Source organism: Sphingobacterium spiritivorum (assembly GCF_016724845.1).
Classification (GTDB): domain Bacteria; phylum Bacteroidota; class Bacteroidia; order Sphingobacteriales; family Sphingobacteriaceae; genus Sphingobacterium; species Sphingobacterium spiritivorum_A.
Map to the genome: position 1 here is coordinate 4557073 of NZ_CP068082.1, position 13698 is coordinate 4570770.

Annotated in this window: 13 protein-coding genes; 11 read left to right on the forward strand and 2 right to left on the reverse strand. The window is 38.1% G+C overall.

The genetic code is table 11. The features are described from left to right. Window positions 1-28 precede the first annotated feature (28 nt). From I6J03_RS19365 to I6J03_RS19380, 4 genes are read left to right on the forward strand one after another with little or no spacing between them, the layout of a single operon-like run. The gene (locus I6J03_RS19365; protein WP_003002678.1) at window positions 29-2779 is read left to right on the forward strand and encodes a TonB-dependent receptor; all 2751 of its coding nucleotides are present in this window, start codon (window positions 29-31) and stop codon (window positions 2777-2779) included. Between the two features lie 12 nt (window positions 2780-2791). After that, window positions 2792-4147 (forward strand): DUF5689 domain-containing protein, encoded by a 1356-nt coding sequence (locus I6J03_RS19370; protein ID WP_232279586.1) that lies wholly within the window; start codon window positions 2792-2794, stop codon window positions 4145-4147. Window positions 4148-4158: 11 nt separating this feature from the next. Continuing rightward, entirely contained in the window at window positions 4159-5205 is a 1047-nt protein-coding gene (locus I6J03_RS19375) for an endonuclease/exonuclease/phosphatase family protein (RefSeq protein WP_003002674.1), read from the forward strand. Between the two features lie 21 nt (window positions 5206-5226). Next, window positions 5227-6360 (forward strand): clostripain-related cysteine peptidase, encoded by a 1134-nt coding sequence (locus I6J03_RS19380; protein WP_003002672.1) that lies wholly within the window; start codon window positions 5227-5229, stop codon window positions 6358-6360. A gap of 431 nt (window positions 6361-6791) precedes the next feature. Here I6J03_RS19380 and I6J03_RS19385 read toward each other — a convergent pair whose 3' ends face one another. Continuing rightward, entirely contained in the window at window positions 6792-7214 is a 423-nt protein-coding gene (locus I6J03_RS19385) for a hypothetical protein (protein ID WP_003002670.1), read from the reverse strand. Window positions 7215-7439: 225 nt separating this feature from the next. Continuing rightward, the gene (locus I6J03_RS19390) at window positions 7440-7940 is read right to left on the reverse strand and encodes an alpha/beta hydrolase (protein ID WP_157600373.1); all 501 of its coding nucleotides are present in this window, start codon (window positions 7938-7940) and stop codon (window positions 7440-7442) included. Window positions 7941-8173: 233 nt separating this feature from the next. Between I6J03_RS19390 and I6J03_RS19395 the strand changes: the two genes are divergently transcribed. The 7 genes from I6J03_RS19395 to I6J03_RS19425 all read left to right on the forward strand — a co-directional run bounded on the left by I6J03_RS19395 (window position 8174) and on the right by I6J03_RS19425 (window position 13597). Next, window positions 8174-8926 carry a nucleotidyltransferase domain-containing protein gene (locus I6J03_RS19395; protein WP_003002666.1) on the forward strand — a complete coding sequence of 251 codons (753 nt, stop codon included), beginning with the start codon at window positions 8174-8176 and terminating at the stop codon, window positions 8924-8926. After that, window positions 8923-9981: a DNA polymerase beta superfamily protein gene (locus tag I6J03_RS19400; RefSeq protein ID WP_003002664.1), complete on the forward strand. Its 1059-nt coding sequence runs from the start codon at window positions 8923-8925 to the stop codon at window positions 9979-9981. Before I6J03_RS19395 ends, I6J03_RS19400 begins: the two co-directional genes overlap by 4 nt. Before the next feature lie 176 nt (window positions 9982-10157). Continuing rightward, window positions 10158-10778 carry a class I SAM-dependent methyltransferase gene (locus tag I6J03_RS19405; RefSeq protein WP_003002662.1) on the forward strand — a complete coding sequence of 207 codons (621 nt, stop codon included), beginning with the start codon at window positions 10158-10160 and terminating at the stop codon, window positions 10776-10778. Between the two features lie 122 nt (window positions 10779-10900). Then, a complete protein-coding gene (locus tag I6J03_RS19410; protein ID WP_002995454.1) occupies window positions 10901-12082 on the forward strand; it encodes a metallophosphoesterase in 1182 nt (393 codons plus the stop codon). A gap of 139 nt (window positions 12083-12221) precedes the next feature. Further along, the gene (locus I6J03_RS19415) at window positions 12222-12683 is read left to right on the forward strand and encodes an AraC family transcriptional regulator (RefSeq protein WP_236586202.1); all 462 of its coding nucleotides are present in this window, start codon (window positions 12222-12224) and stop codon (window positions 12681-12683) included. A 46-nt stretch (window positions 12684-12729) separates the two neighbouring features. Further along, window positions 12730-13164: a VOC family protein gene (locus I6J03_RS19420; protein WP_003002659.1), complete on the forward strand. Its 435-nt coding sequence runs from the start codon at window positions 12730-12732 to the stop codon at window positions 13162-13164. Further along, window positions 13148-13597 carry a DUF1569 domain-containing protein gene (locus I6J03_RS19425; protein ID WP_039989430.1) on the forward strand — a complete coding sequence of 150 codons (450 nt, stop codon included), beginning with the start codon at window positions 13148-13150 and terminating at the stop codon, window positions 13595-13597. The genes I6J03_RS19420 and I6J03_RS19425 overlap by 17 nt, the downstream gene beginning before the upstream one ends. Window positions 13598-13698: the final 101 nt, after the last annotated feature.

The window sequence follows — 13698 nt, forward strand, 5'->3', positions numbered from 1 at the left end:
GTCTATTTTTTTTACTTAAAACAATACTATGCGTAATACGTTATACGTGTTATTTTTTCTTCTGGGATGTTTTCAGCTTGGTTATGCGCAGGAAAAGGCACAATTAAGAGGAACTCTTGTAGATGAAAAAAATAAAACGCCATTAGTGGGAGTCGTTGTTTCGCTGGAACAAAACAAACAAAGTGCGACAACCAATACTGACGGAGCGTTTATATTTGTGAATTTGGAAGCCGGAGAAGACCAGCTGGTCATTAACTCGGCAGGCATAAGACCTTACAGAATGTCAGTTTCTCTAACAGCTGGCGAAAACAAAACATTACCTGCAATAACATTGGTACAGGAAAATCAGATCGATATACAGACTATTCTGGGCGTCATCGATGATGATGTACTGAATGATGATGGTGATATCCACGGTCAGGATATCCGTTCATCTGTTATCCTTTCAAATGACCTCTATCTGAACAAAGTCGGATTCAAATTATCTCCTTTTCGATTTAGAGTAAGAGGATATGACAACTTTTTTGAACAGACTTATGTTAATGGCGTACTGGCCAATGACCAATACCGCCGTGTCTTTAACTTTGCTTCTATCGGTGCACTGAACGATATGACACGCAACGGTGACGTGGTCAATTACAATAACAGCGGAAATTTTACTTTCGGAGCCATCGGTGGTGCCGAAAATATCAATATGCGTGCTAGTTCCTATGCAAAAGGAGGCAAAATAACAGGTTCATATACCAACCGAAACTACTATGCACGTGGTATGTTTAGTTATTCAACAGGATTGATGGATAACGGATGGGCTTTTACAGGTGCAATAGGTGGCCGTTATGCTGATAAAGGATTTATCGAGGGAACTTCCTACAACAACGTTTCGTATGCTTTTTCAGCAGAAAAACAATGGGTTGACGGAGCACATTCCCTTTCATTTGTCACTTACGGATCTCCGGTAGTACGTGGACAGCAGGGCGCTTCTTTCCAGGAAGCCTACGATTTGTTAGATAACAATATGTACAATCCCAACTGGGGTTATCAGGATGGAAAGGTCCGTAATTCGCGTATGGTAACGGCTTACGATCCTACAGCTGTGCTTTCACATATCTGGAAAATAGACGAAAAGACCACATTGACTTCAGGTGGTTTACTGCACTATGGGCGTTATGCAAGCTCAGCACTGAACTGGTACAATGCCATAGATCCGAGACCGGACTATTACCGTTATCTGCCTTCTTACTTTGCAATGGATCCGGCAAATACAGATCAGTTTACCTACAATTATTACCGTGATCTGTGGACATCCAACAATACCGATGTAACACAGGTCAACTGGGATGAAATGTACAGACAGAATATGGATCCGGAAAACAGACGTAAATATAACGGAGCGGCCTTGTATATGGTAGAGAAGCGTCATTCGGATCTTCTGGAAGGAACAATCAGTTCGACATTCAACAAACTGTATGATAACAATATGCGCCTGACTGCAGGCGTGGAAGCACGTAAAACAAGATCATATCAGTACAAGACTGTTGAAGATCTGCTGGGCGCAGATTATGTACTGGATAAAGATAAATTTGCAGAACGTGATAATCCCGGAAATGATGATGTAAAACAAAATGATTTACTCTTCCCGGATCGTAAAGCATATGTAGATGATATCTTCGGATATGATTTTGATATCGATGTACAATCTGTCAATGCATGGGTAATGAATCAGTATCAGACCTCGAGTATTGATTTTCATTATGGAACAAAACTAACTTATACCGATTTTCAACGTAACGGTAATATGAAGAATGGCCGCTTCCCGAATAGCTCTTATGGTAAAGGTGCGAAATACCATTTCTTCGATTATACATTGAAAGGTGGCCTGACCTACAAGATCAACGGTCGTCATTATTTATCCGCAAATACGAGCTACAGTACAGAAGCACCTATTCCGGACAGGGCTTATGTGATGCCGAGAGTGACCGATCAGGTCGTCAAAGGGCTGACAAGCAGTAAGATTTTTGCAGCTGATATTAATTATATTTTCTCCATGCCACGCTTGTCCGGACGTCTGTCTGTCTTCCAGACAAACTTCTACGATCAGTTGGAGCGAATGGCTTACTACCATGATTCAGAGCGTACATTTGTATTTCACAATCTGACAGGGGTAGACCGTGTACATCGCGGAGTGGAAGCTGCCGCTACCTACCGCCTGGATGACAACTGGAGTTTTGATTTCATCGGAACAATGGGCGAATACTACTATAGCAATAATCCGTTGGGGATTATGAATTCGGAAAACGGTAAATTGGTAGATATTGAAGAAAAAGTGTATATGAAGGATCTCTATGTATCCGGTACTCCGCAATTTGCAGGTGTACTTGCAGCACGATACTTCTACAAATATTGGTTCTTCGAAGTAAGTGCAAATGCCGTAGGCCGTAATTATCTTTCGGCATCAGCTATGCGCAGACTGGCTTCAAACTATGTCAATATCAATCCATATGATGAAGACAGTTTCAATGCATACAAAACACTTACCAGTCAGGAACGCCTGGATGATGTTGTCACAATGGATGCCTCCATCGGAAAGATGTTTTACCTCAAAAACCGCAGAGCATTGAATTTCAATTTTTCTGTTATAAATTTATTAAACAATAAAAATATCCGTACGGGTGGTTACGAACAGGGACGATTAGATACAACATATCCTAACCGTTTTGCTTCCCGTTATTTCTATATGCAGGGGATGAATATCTTCTTAAACGTAAGTTATAGATTTTAATACGCTATGAATATGAATACATTTAAATATTTATTTATTGCGGTATGTACACTTTTGTTAAACGTATCGTGTGAAAGAGATTATATGGCTCCGCCGCTTAATGAGCCTAAATATGAAGGCGCACTGGACAACATTTCTATTCTCCAGCTCAAGCAACGCTATGCCAGCATCACATCACCACAGCTTATTGCTGAAGAACTGATCATCAAAGGGATTGTTACAGGCAATGATGAATCCGGTAACATCTACAAACAGATTTATGTTCAGGATGCTTCAGGAGCGATCAACATAGGTATCGATCAAAACTCTATTTATGCAAGCTATCAGGTAGGGCAGGAAGTATTTATCCACCTCAAAGATCTGTATATGGTCAAGTATGGCGGTGAATTGCAGATTGGTATGGGGACTACAAATGCCAATCGTATCAGCTGGGAAATGTTTAAAGCTAAAGCTTTTTCAAATTCATGGCCCAATGTTGCCAACGCCACTCCAAAAGTAGTTGAGCTCAATGCGTTGACAGATAATATGGTACATCAGCTGGTAGAAATCAAAGATGTAACATTTGTTAACGGGGGAAAGAAAGCCTTCACCACTGGTGATGCGACTACTAACGAGCAGATCAAAACAGCGTCAGGAAATGTGCTTGATGTAAGATCAAGTAACTTCTCAGATTTTGCCAAAGATATCTTACCTACCGGAAAAGGAACGGTAGTCGGTATTCTGGGACGTTTTAACGGAGGATGGCAGTTGTTTCTGCGGACCAAAGCGGATGTCAAAAATTTTGATGGTAAAGCTCCTGAACCGGAACAGCCGCAGGCAGGAACATTCTTCAAAGAGACATTCGGAACAGGTACTTATCCTTCCGGCAACAGACCTAAAATCAATGATTTTACTGATTTTGATATGAAATCTCCTGTCAAGTATACAGATGATTCGGGAGCTGCTGATATCCGTAGCGTATCCGGAGACAATGGAGCGCATATCTGGCTTCCGGCAAACAGAGATGCGAATATCAAAGTGACTGGAATCAATACTTTAAATAAAGGTGATGTAACGTTGAGCTTCCAGCTGGCAGCCAATTTATTTGATGCAGGTACTTCAGCTAATGTTAACAATATTCAGTTGAAAGTGAACGGAACTGCTATAACGCTTCCTAGTCAGGTATTATCTAATGCTGCCGGAGATAACGGTAAGTTCTATACGGTGTCTATTCCTAATATCGCTAAAGCAGAAACGGTAATCTTAGAGTTTATATCTCCTGCAGACGCTAATAAAGTAGGTTTCCGTTTTGATAATATTCAGTTGGTGGGCGGAGCTTCTACAGGAGGAGGTTCGAATGGTCCGATTATCGTGACACCATCTAAATAAGATATTGCAGCATGATGAAAAAAACATATTTCTGGTCGCTTTGCATCTTATTTATTTTTGTTGTGCAGACCCATATTTCGGTCGCACAACAAAAGAAATATCAGGTGTACGCAGCAGCCTTTTATAATCTGGAAAATTTATTTGACACAGAAAAAGACACCCTTATCAATGATGAGGAGTTTACAGCTGAAGGAGGCAATCGCTGGACAGCAGAGAAATACAGAAGAAAACAGCTCAATATGGCAAAGGTCATATCACGACTGGGTAAAAAGTATTGTCCTGCAGGCCCTGCATTTGTAGGACTTTGTGAGCTTGAAAATCGTAAAGTGCTGGAAGATCTTACCCAACAGCCATCACTGGTATCTCTGGGATACGGGATTGTACATTATGATTCACCGGACAGACGCGGTGTAGATGTCGCTTTGCTCTATAATCCGAGTCTGTTCAAAGTAAAAGATTCAAAAGTCTTTGCTTATAAAGTCGATCATTTGCCGGAATACAGAACCCGGGATATTCTACTCGTCACAGGCGAACTGGCAGGAGAGGAAATGCATGTTCTGGTGAATCACTGGCCTTCACGCTATGGTGGTAAATCTTCCGAACTACGGGAGCATGCGGCCTCCATCGTACGTTCTGTGGTAGATTCCTTGTATGCACAGGATTCCCTTGCTAAAGTCGTGATTATGGGCGATTTGAATGATGACCCGGTTGATAAGAGCGTGCGTATTGTATTGAATGCAAAAAAAACACAGCAGGAAGTCGCAAAAGGCGGACTTTTCAACACCATGTGGCAGCACTACGACCGTGGTGTAGGCTCGCTGGGTTATCAGGGTAAATGGAATCTCTTTGACCAGATTATTATATCCGAACCATTACTTGGGGAAGATCGTTCAACCTTGAAATTCTGGAAATCGGAGATCTATAATCCCGAATTTCTGATTACGCAGGAAGGCAGATACAAAGGCTATCCCTTTCGTACATTTTCCGGAAATGTATTTCAGAACGGATATTCGGATCACTTTCCAACCTTGATTTATCTGGTAAAAGATTTGAATTAAATCTTTAGTTTTGAAAGATCTATGCGCATATTGATTTATCTGTATATTACCGCTACACTCTTGTTTGCCACAGGCTGTGCAAAGGACGACATAGATACCGCTATTCCGGTATCTGCCCGTACAGTAATGGTGTATATGGCAGCTAATAACAGTCTTTCCTCTGATGCCTATAAAAACCTCAATCAAATGGAGGAGGGGTTTACAGGGATCGATGGAAAGCTGATCGTTTATGCACGTATATTCGGGCAGCAGCCCAAACTCTATGAGATCGTATACGATACAAGTCCTGAAATAAAAAGCAAGGTGCTAAAAACGTATAATGATCATGATTCTTCAGATCCGGATATTATGAAAATGATATTTGCTGATATGAAGAATCTTGCACCATCGCATTCATACGGAGCGATACTATGGTCACATGCCACAAACTGGGCTCCGGCAAATGCGGGAAAAATCAGTGTGCGTTCTTTTGGCGATGACAACTACAGCAAGATGGATGTACAGGTGCTGAAATCGGCTCTTCCTTCGGAATTGGATTTTCTGATTTTTGATGCCTGCTCGATGGCTTCTGTAGAGGTGCTGTATGAACTCCGACATGTTGCACCTTATATCTTGGCTTCCCCAACCGAGGTGCTGAGTGTAGGGATGCCTTATCATCAGATCAACAGCTTATTGTATGATACAGATGTAAAAAAAGGGCTTAGCGCTATTGCTAAAGCCTACATAGCTTATTATGAGCAAAAGTCAGGTTTAGAGCAGTCCGCTACGTTTTCATTAGTAGATACAAGAGCAATGATCGGACTTGCCGCAGAAACACAGCTTTTGCTTTCTCAAAATCCGGAAGTCATTCCGACGATCAATCGAAATAATGTGCAGCGGCTAGATCTTGATCCGGCAACCCCGGTCAAAGCATATGACTTTCTGGATATGTTTGAAAAACATTTTCAACCGGAGAAATTACAAAGTCTGAAAACAGCTATAGAAAAAACTGTTGTTTACAAAGCGCATACCGCCAATTTTCTGGGAAAACCTATTCTGGCCTTTTCAGGATTATCCGGTTATATCCCTGTAAAAGAAGAAGCTTCCTTAGCTCCCTTTTATCAGACCTTATCCTGGTCCAAAGATGCCGGTTATGACAAATTGTTCTGGTGGTAAGAAATAGTATACAAAAATGGGGCTGTCAAAAAAGGTTGGATAGCCCCATTTTTATGCGATTTTACACGTACCTCCCTACAGCATCATTTCAGATCAATTCTACAAGGATTTGACTTATTATACACCCACTTTTATTATTTAATAAACCAATTCCCTTCTCATTTTTTAAGGAGAACCTGTTCCGACCTGTCGGAAGGGTTGGGGAGAGGTTTTGCAGTTTTATAATTAACCTCTCTGCCCTTCGGGCATCTCTCCTTTAGAAGGAGAGAAAAGTTATAAAAAAGCTACTACAATAGAATTGAGGCTCTCCAAAAAGGTTGGATAGCCCCATTTTTATGCGATTTTATACATACGCCCCTATAGCATCATTTCACAAAGGGTTTGACTTTACTTTTTAGACAGCTTCGTTTTGTTTTATATCTGTTAAGATCTCAGGATTCTGCAGACGGCGGAGTATTTCTCAGGTATTTTACTTCTGTCTCAGAGAAAACATCCAAATTAATAATGCTCATTGTTGCATCATCATGCCAATTTCCTTCTTTATCTAATTTTTGTAGTTGCCATTTATATTCATGCCCCTTTTTTGAGAATACCTTGATTCGGATATAGCCAAAAATAGCCATCACGATCTGGTTGAACAATTCTTCAGTTTCACGATCATCGTTCTCATAGTGAAAATGAAAAGAGTCGAAATAGAGGGTGTTTTCCCTAACTCCGGTTTCGAGTACAATATCAAATCCTTCAATACTGTTGCGTTTTATAGTAAGTTTAGCTAAGGTGGAGATATAGTAAGTAATGTGTGGATATTTATTGAGTTCCTGGCTAATAATTTCGATGAGTTCGGTTCCTTCCATTCAAGTCATTATATAATAACAATAATACCGATTATTCTTTGTTTTCTTTAATTGTTAATACAATCACCTTCACATCCTTTAAGAATTTAAGATAGTCCGTATTTCCATGCTGATAGTAGTAGCACTAGTGACCGTCATAAAATGTCCGGCACCTTCAATACGTACAGCTATATTTTTAATATTCTTAGCAGGAAGGATATTATCTTTTGTCCCATGGATATGGACTTAATTTATTGGTTCTTGTGAATTATTCCAAGTCACAATTTCATTAATCGCCCAGGTCATAAATAAAGAATCTGTATCTCTTAGAATTTCCTTGAGAAGTCGCTTATCTTCAGGTGTATGAATACCAAACAGCCATCCTAATACGGGATTATAGTATTTGAATAAGGATGGAGGAATGATTTTATACAGTTTTAATCGACCAAATAATTTATATAAAGCCGGAATTTCATATCTGGTCTTAGCTGAGGCAAGTAATATAAGTTTATCATATGCTATTAACTTAGTGATCTCAATAGCGACCATACCTCCAAACGATAATCCTATTATAATTGGATTATCAGTATGTATCATTTGAGCCATACGTGCAGCGTACTGTTCAATAGATTCACCTCTATGCGGAGTAAACCATTCCAGATACTCAACATCAAGGCCATTGAAATCTATGTTATTAAATACCCTCTTATCTACACCTAATCCGCTGATAACATATACTTTCTTCATAATAGACATTAAACTTTATTAATATAGGCAAAAGAGAGATCTCCTAAAAGATTATTAGTGCGCAATCTATCTGCGTAGAAAATCTTAAATCAAAAGCTTAACTTTTTCTACATGAAATTATCTCATTGTAATTCAGCTTGTTGGTGTTTGTTTTTTTGTTGCGAAAAAGTACTGCATAGTCACTTTTGATCTTTGTATTGTCCTTTTAGTAAACAAGATAAAATATATTTGATATGAGAGAAAGAATACTTAAAAAATTAAATGAAATTTCAGTTGCAGAAAATATAAAGATACTTTTTGCATGTGAATCCGGTAGTAGAGGCTGGGGATTTCCTTCTATTGACAGCGATTATGATGTTCGCTTTATTTTTGTAAGAAAGTCTGATGTCTATTCAACTATCTTTCCAACCGTTATGGATATGCAGTTTCCAATTCATGAAGAACTAGATATGTATGGTTGGGATCTTAAAAAGGTACTTACTCTTTTGTATAATAGCAATGCTACACCTTTTGAATGGATACAATCTCCGGTAGTTTACTGTCAGGAGCTGACTTTTAAAAAGGTTTTTTTACAGTTGATAGAAGATTATTTTGATGTGCGCAGACAAGCTCATCATTACCTTGGGACAGTTAGAAGCAAAATCAACATCCTTGAGTATAAAAAAGTGAAGTTAAAGTCATTATTTTATGTATTGAGATCTTTGTTAGCTGCAGAATGGAGTTTAAATAATAACTCTTATCCTCCTATGACCTTTGAAGAACTGATGGTGTTGATACCAAAAGATATGTGTAATGAAGCAAAAGATCTTATTACATTAAAGAGTACTGTTAATGAACAATTTGAATATACCCTAACCTCTTCTCTTAAACAACATATAACAGATAAATTCAGAAATCTGGAAGCAAAAGCTAAATTAACAGAAAGCAAACAGTTTGATAAGGATCAGTTAGAAAAATTTTTTAAATCTATATTACATCAATTATGACCATACAGGATCTTAAGAATCAAAAACTGATACTATTTGAAGCTATAGTTGGAAGTAAAGCATACGGTCTGGCTACAGATGAATCAGACACGGATATAAAAGGAGTGTTTTATTTACCTAGAGAGAAATTCTTCGGTATGGAGTATATCTCCCAGGTGAACAATTCCACTAATGATGAGGTTTATTATGAATTGGGACGATTTGTTGAGCTATTGTCGAAAAGTAATCCTAATATATTAGAATTATTGGCTAGTCCTGAAGATTGTATCCTACATCAGGATCCTTTATTTAAGATGTTTGATATTAAAAGTTTTATTACCCGTGAATTAGTTGAGACTTTTGCTAATTATGCTATGACTCAGGTGAAAAAAGCTAAGGGCTTAAATAAAAAAGTAAATAATCCATTAGGTGAAAAGCGTAAAAATCTTTTAGATTTTTGTTTTGTAATTGATGGACATGAAAGTATAACCTTAAAAAAATGGTTAGAGATAAAACAATGGGATCAAAAGTGTTGTGGATTGATAAAAATCAATCATAGTAAGGGTTTGTATGCTTTGTTTTATGATACAATTGGGATACACGATTATAAAGGTATTTTGCTTAAAGATGATAGTCAGGAGGTTGCTTGCAGCTCTGTGAAGCCTGGAGAAGTTCTGAAAGCATATTTGTTTGTGAATCAGGATGCATATTCCTCTTATTGCAAGAGTTATAAAGAGTACTTTGAATGGGTAAGACAACGAAATGAAAGTCGTTATCAGACAACATTAAAACATGGAGGCGGGTATGATGCAAAAAATATGATGCACACAATCCGCTTATTAGATATGTCAAAAGAACTAATCCAATACAGGAAATTGAATGTAAGGAGACCTAACAGGGAAGAATTATTGAAGGTAAAAAAGGGGACATATACTTATGAAAAGTTATATGAGGAGTGTGAAAGATCCATTAATGAAATTAACTCAATGCTCGAATTATGTACTTTTTCACAAAAACCGGATATTTCAAATCTGGAAAATATTTTAATAAAAATCAGAAAAGAATTGTATAAATAACTTTTTCGAATCAGTTTTACAGCCGCCATTTTCAACCAAAATGACGGGTGTAAATTCATCGGGCAAATGTCAGCTAAATATAAAACATGATATCACATCCTCTTTTTCAGCATATGTTTGACCCTTATACAACCATATTGTTATTAAATTGCGCCTGCAATAAAACATCGGCAACTATGGCAGACGAGCAACACAAAACAGAATTTTGGGAATCAGCGTTTAATGATAAACAGGAAATGTGGGGTTTTGAACCTTCAAAATCTGCAGTATTGACAAAAGATTTGTTTGTGCAGAAAGATCTCCGGAATATACTGATACCCGGTGTGGGTTATGGTCGCAATGCGCAGATTTTTAAAGATAACGGAATAAAAGTTACGGGTATTGAGATTTCACAGACAGCCATCAGAATGGCAGAAAAACACTATGGGACAGATATGCTTATCTATCATGGTTCCGTAACGGATATGCCATTTGATAAGGAGTTATATGACGGGATATTTTGTTATGCTTTGATCCATCTGTTAAATGAAGATGAACGAAAGAAGCTGATCAGAGACTGCTATAATCAATTGTTACCAGGTGGTTACATGGTATTTACAGTTATTTCCAAATCAGCGCACACGTACGGTCAGGGACGTCTGATCAGTACTGATCGCTATGAAATATACGAAGGTGTCCATATGTTTTTTTATGATGAAGATTCAATCCGGGCAGAATTTGGTACATCCGGACTATTCGGGATCACGGAAATAAACGAGAATCAGCCGTTCTATTTAATCAAATGTCAGAAAGGATAGTAAAAGGAAAATCATGATAGTTTTGCAGATCTTATGCTAGTAACGGACGGCCACACTTTTAAACATTCTTTTTAAAGTAATTTTAGTACGTACCCGTCTACCTTTCTTTAACTACGCTATATATGGCAAAAAGACTTATTCTGATATTATTACTTTTTCTGGTTGCAGATGTATATTTCTACCAGGCGGTCAGCACACTTACGGAAAATACCTGGATTCGTGCGATCTATTGGTCAGTAGATGTATTGTTATTTGCTGGAATTATCGCTATCGTATTTTTACGAAAGGCAGGTAACAATTTACAGCGATTCATACCGATGCTGATTACAGCTATGCTGGTTATATTTATTCCGAAGCTATTCTCTTTTCCGATACTGCTAGCTGAAGATATAGTAAGGCTATTGAGAGGATTTCCCGCAAGAAGTTTATATGTAAGCGAGGCGACACTAGCCCTTGCTGTTATTATGATATTGATTATCCTGTTTGGTCTTACCCGTGGGAAGCATTTTTACAGAGTGAGAAAAGAGACGCTGTATTTTCCTGATCTGCCGGAGGTTTTTGATGGTTTTACCATTACACAATTGTCCGATATACATTCCGGAAGTCTGAATGATATCAAAGGAGTACAAAAAGGAATAGATCTGGCCAATGCACAAAACAGTGATCTATTGTTGTTCACCGGAGATCTGGTCAATAATATGGCTACAGAAATGGATCCCTGGATTCCATATTTCACAAAACTCAAAGCTCCCTACGGTAAGTATTCCGTATTGGGAAACCACGACTACGGAGACTATATCCGTTGGGACAATAAAGAAGCTAAGGAAGCAAATCTTAACCGCCTCAAAGAAGTACATGCAGAAACCGGTTTCAGATTATTGCTCAATGAAGCGGTAATAATCAATAAACAAGGTCAAAGCATAGCATTGGTAGGTGTGGAAAACTGGGGAAAAGGAGGTTTTCATCAATATGGTGACCTCAAAGAAGCTACAGCTCATATTCCCGATGACGCATTCAAAATACTGATGTCTCATGACCCTTCACACTGGGACGAGGTAACAGTTGATCACAATCAGCATGTACACCTTACTTTAGCCGGACATACACACGGTATGCAGTTTGGAATTGAGCTGTTCGGCTTTAAATGGAGCCCTATCCAATACTTTTACAAGCAATGGGCCGGTCTTTACCAAAGAGATGGTAAATATCTGTATGTCAACAGAGGATTCGGGTATCACGGATTAAAAGGCAGGGTAGGCGTGTGGCCGGAAATAACGGTGCTTACACTCAAACGGAAAGTATAAAGACTTAATTATTCTGGAAATCTGATTATTACTTATTATAATGCGTGCCGGAAGTATTGATTATCATATAATTGAATGAAAAGTGGTATCTTGTATCAGCTAAGCATCCTTTATTATGATAATTAGGTTGAAATAGCAAATGATAACAGCAGCTATGGAAACGGAATATCCCCGAATTTATCTTTACAGACGCATAGTACAGGCAAAACTTTTTATTGAAAAGCATTATGCCGAAAAGATAGATCTGAACAATATTTCTGATGAAGCATGTTTTTCAAAGTTTCATTTCATCCGTTTGTTTAAGTCTGTTTATCAAAAGACACCTCATCAATATCTCACCAAGATCCGTATAGATAAAGCACAGCTCTTTCTTCAGGAAGGAAAATCTGTTCGTGATGCCTGTTTTTTAGTTGGATTTGACAGTATTTCTACTTTTAGTGGTCTGTTTAAGAAAGAGGTTGGCATTAGTCCGGCTCAATATGTAAATAATTATCAACAGCGTTTAGCAGATATAAAACGCACTCCGTTAGCTTTTGTTCCGGGATGCTATGCTTACATGCATGGCTGGAATGAAAATAGCAATTTTGAAGAAGACTCATAAAAAATGGTTTCGGATTTTTGTAAGGATAACTTTAAACAAATAGATTATGATTACGAAAATGACCGTTACCAACATCCACGTTATTGATCAGGACAGTGCGTATGATTTTTATGTAAACAAATTAGGATTTAAATTAGTTGATGATATTCCGATGGGACCAGACACACGCTGGCTCACAGTTTCTCCTCCTGAACAACCGGATTTGCAACTTGTCCTGTTTCCTGTTACTGTCAGCAAAATGTTCCCCAAAGAAACAGCAGAAACATTAATTGGTCTTATACGCCAGGGAATATTCGGCTGTGGTGTACTTACCTGCAATGATATCTTTGCAACCTATGAAGAATTAAAATCCAAGGGTGTCGAGTTTATAAAAACACCTACAAAGGAGTTTTATGGTACCGAAGCTTTATTTAAAGATGATTCCGGCAACTACTTTTCATTACAACCGCTTAACAATTTTGATGATGAAAACCGTATTTGATAAAAACCTTAGGGAACATTTGATATCCAGAATTCAGCTGTTAAATGAAGAAAGCACACCTGAATGGGGGAAAATGAATGTATTTCAAATGAGCAGGCATTGTTCCATCTGGAACGATTGGGTATTAGGAAAGAGTAAACAAGGACATAAACAATCCTTTATCGGTAAGATTTTTGGCAAAATAGCATTGAAAAGCACCTTAAAAGATGATAAACCTATGAGAAAGAATATGCCCGCCGGAATATTCTTGGTCAAAGAAAAAGATGGTGATCTGCATGCTCAAAAAGAAATCTGGATGTCTCAGATAGCAGATTATGGCCATTTTTCGAATGAAGGATTTGTACATGATTTCTTTGGCAGAATGAGTAAGGAACAAATCGGAATATTTGTTTATCAGCATATGGATCATCATTTAAGACAATTCGGAGTTTAATACCTTTATCAGGCTGCTTACTTTTCCATATATCGGAAAGATCAAAAAAGCACAAAGCTTTAAAACAATTATTACAGCATATAAACTTATGAATAAGGCTG

What these genes read in the sequence shown, in the direction of transcription:
- I6J03_RS19375 (WP_003002674.1), top strand. Translation starts at nt 4,159, where the DNA reads ATGATGAAAAAAACATATTTCTGGTCGCTTTGCATCTTATTTATTTTT.
- I6J03_RS19395 (WP_003002666.1), top strand. Translation starts at nt 8,174, where the DNA reads ATGAGAGAAAGAATACTTAAAAAATTAAATGAAATTTCAGTTGCAGAA.
- I6J03_RS19380 (WP_003002672.1), top strand. Translation starts at nt 5,227, where the DNA reads ATGCGCATATTGATTTATCTGTATATTACCGCTACACTCTTGTTTGCC.
- I6J03_RS19405 (WP_003002662.1), top strand. Translation starts at nt 10,158, where the DNA reads ATGGCAGACGAGCAACACAAAACAGAATTTTGGGAATCAGCGTTTAAT.
- I6J03_RS19425 (WP_039989430.1), top strand. Translation starts at nt 13,148, where the DNA reads ATGAAAACCGTATTTGATAAAAACCTTAGGGAACATTTGATATCCAGA.
- I6J03_RS19420 (WP_003002659.1), top strand. Translation starts at nt 12,730, where the DNA reads ATGATTACGAAAATGACCGTTACCAACATCCACGTTATTGATCAGGAC.
- I6J03_RS19415 (WP_236586202.1), top strand. Translation starts at nt 12,222, where the DNA reads ATGATAACAGCAGCTATGGAAACGGAATATCCCCGAATTTATCTTTAC.
- I6J03_RS19370 (WP_232279586.1), top strand. Translation starts at nt 2,792, where the DNA reads ATGAATACATTTAAATATTTATTTATTGCGGTATGTACACTTTTGTTA.
- I6J03_RS19385 (WP_003002670.1), bottom strand. Translation starts at nt 7,214, where the DNA reads ATGGAAGGAACCGAACTCATCGAAATTATTAGCCAGGAACTCAATAAA.
- I6J03_RS19400 (WP_003002664.1), top strand. Translation starts at nt 8,923, where the DNA reads ATGACCATACAGGATCTTAAGAATCAAAAACTGATACTATTTGAAGCT.
- I6J03_RS19390 (WP_157600373.1), bottom strand. Translation starts at nt 7,940, where the DNA reads ATGAAGAAAGTATATGTTATCAGCGGATTAGGTGTAGATAAGAGGGTA.
- I6J03_RS19365 (WP_003002678.1), top strand. Translation starts at nt 29, where the DNA reads ATGCGTAATACGTTATACGTGTTATTTTTTCTTCTGGGATGTTTTCAG.
- I6J03_RS19410 (WP_002995454.1), top strand. Translation starts at nt 10,901, where the DNA reads ATGGCAAAAAGACTTATTCTGATATTATTACTTTTTCTGGTTGCAGAT.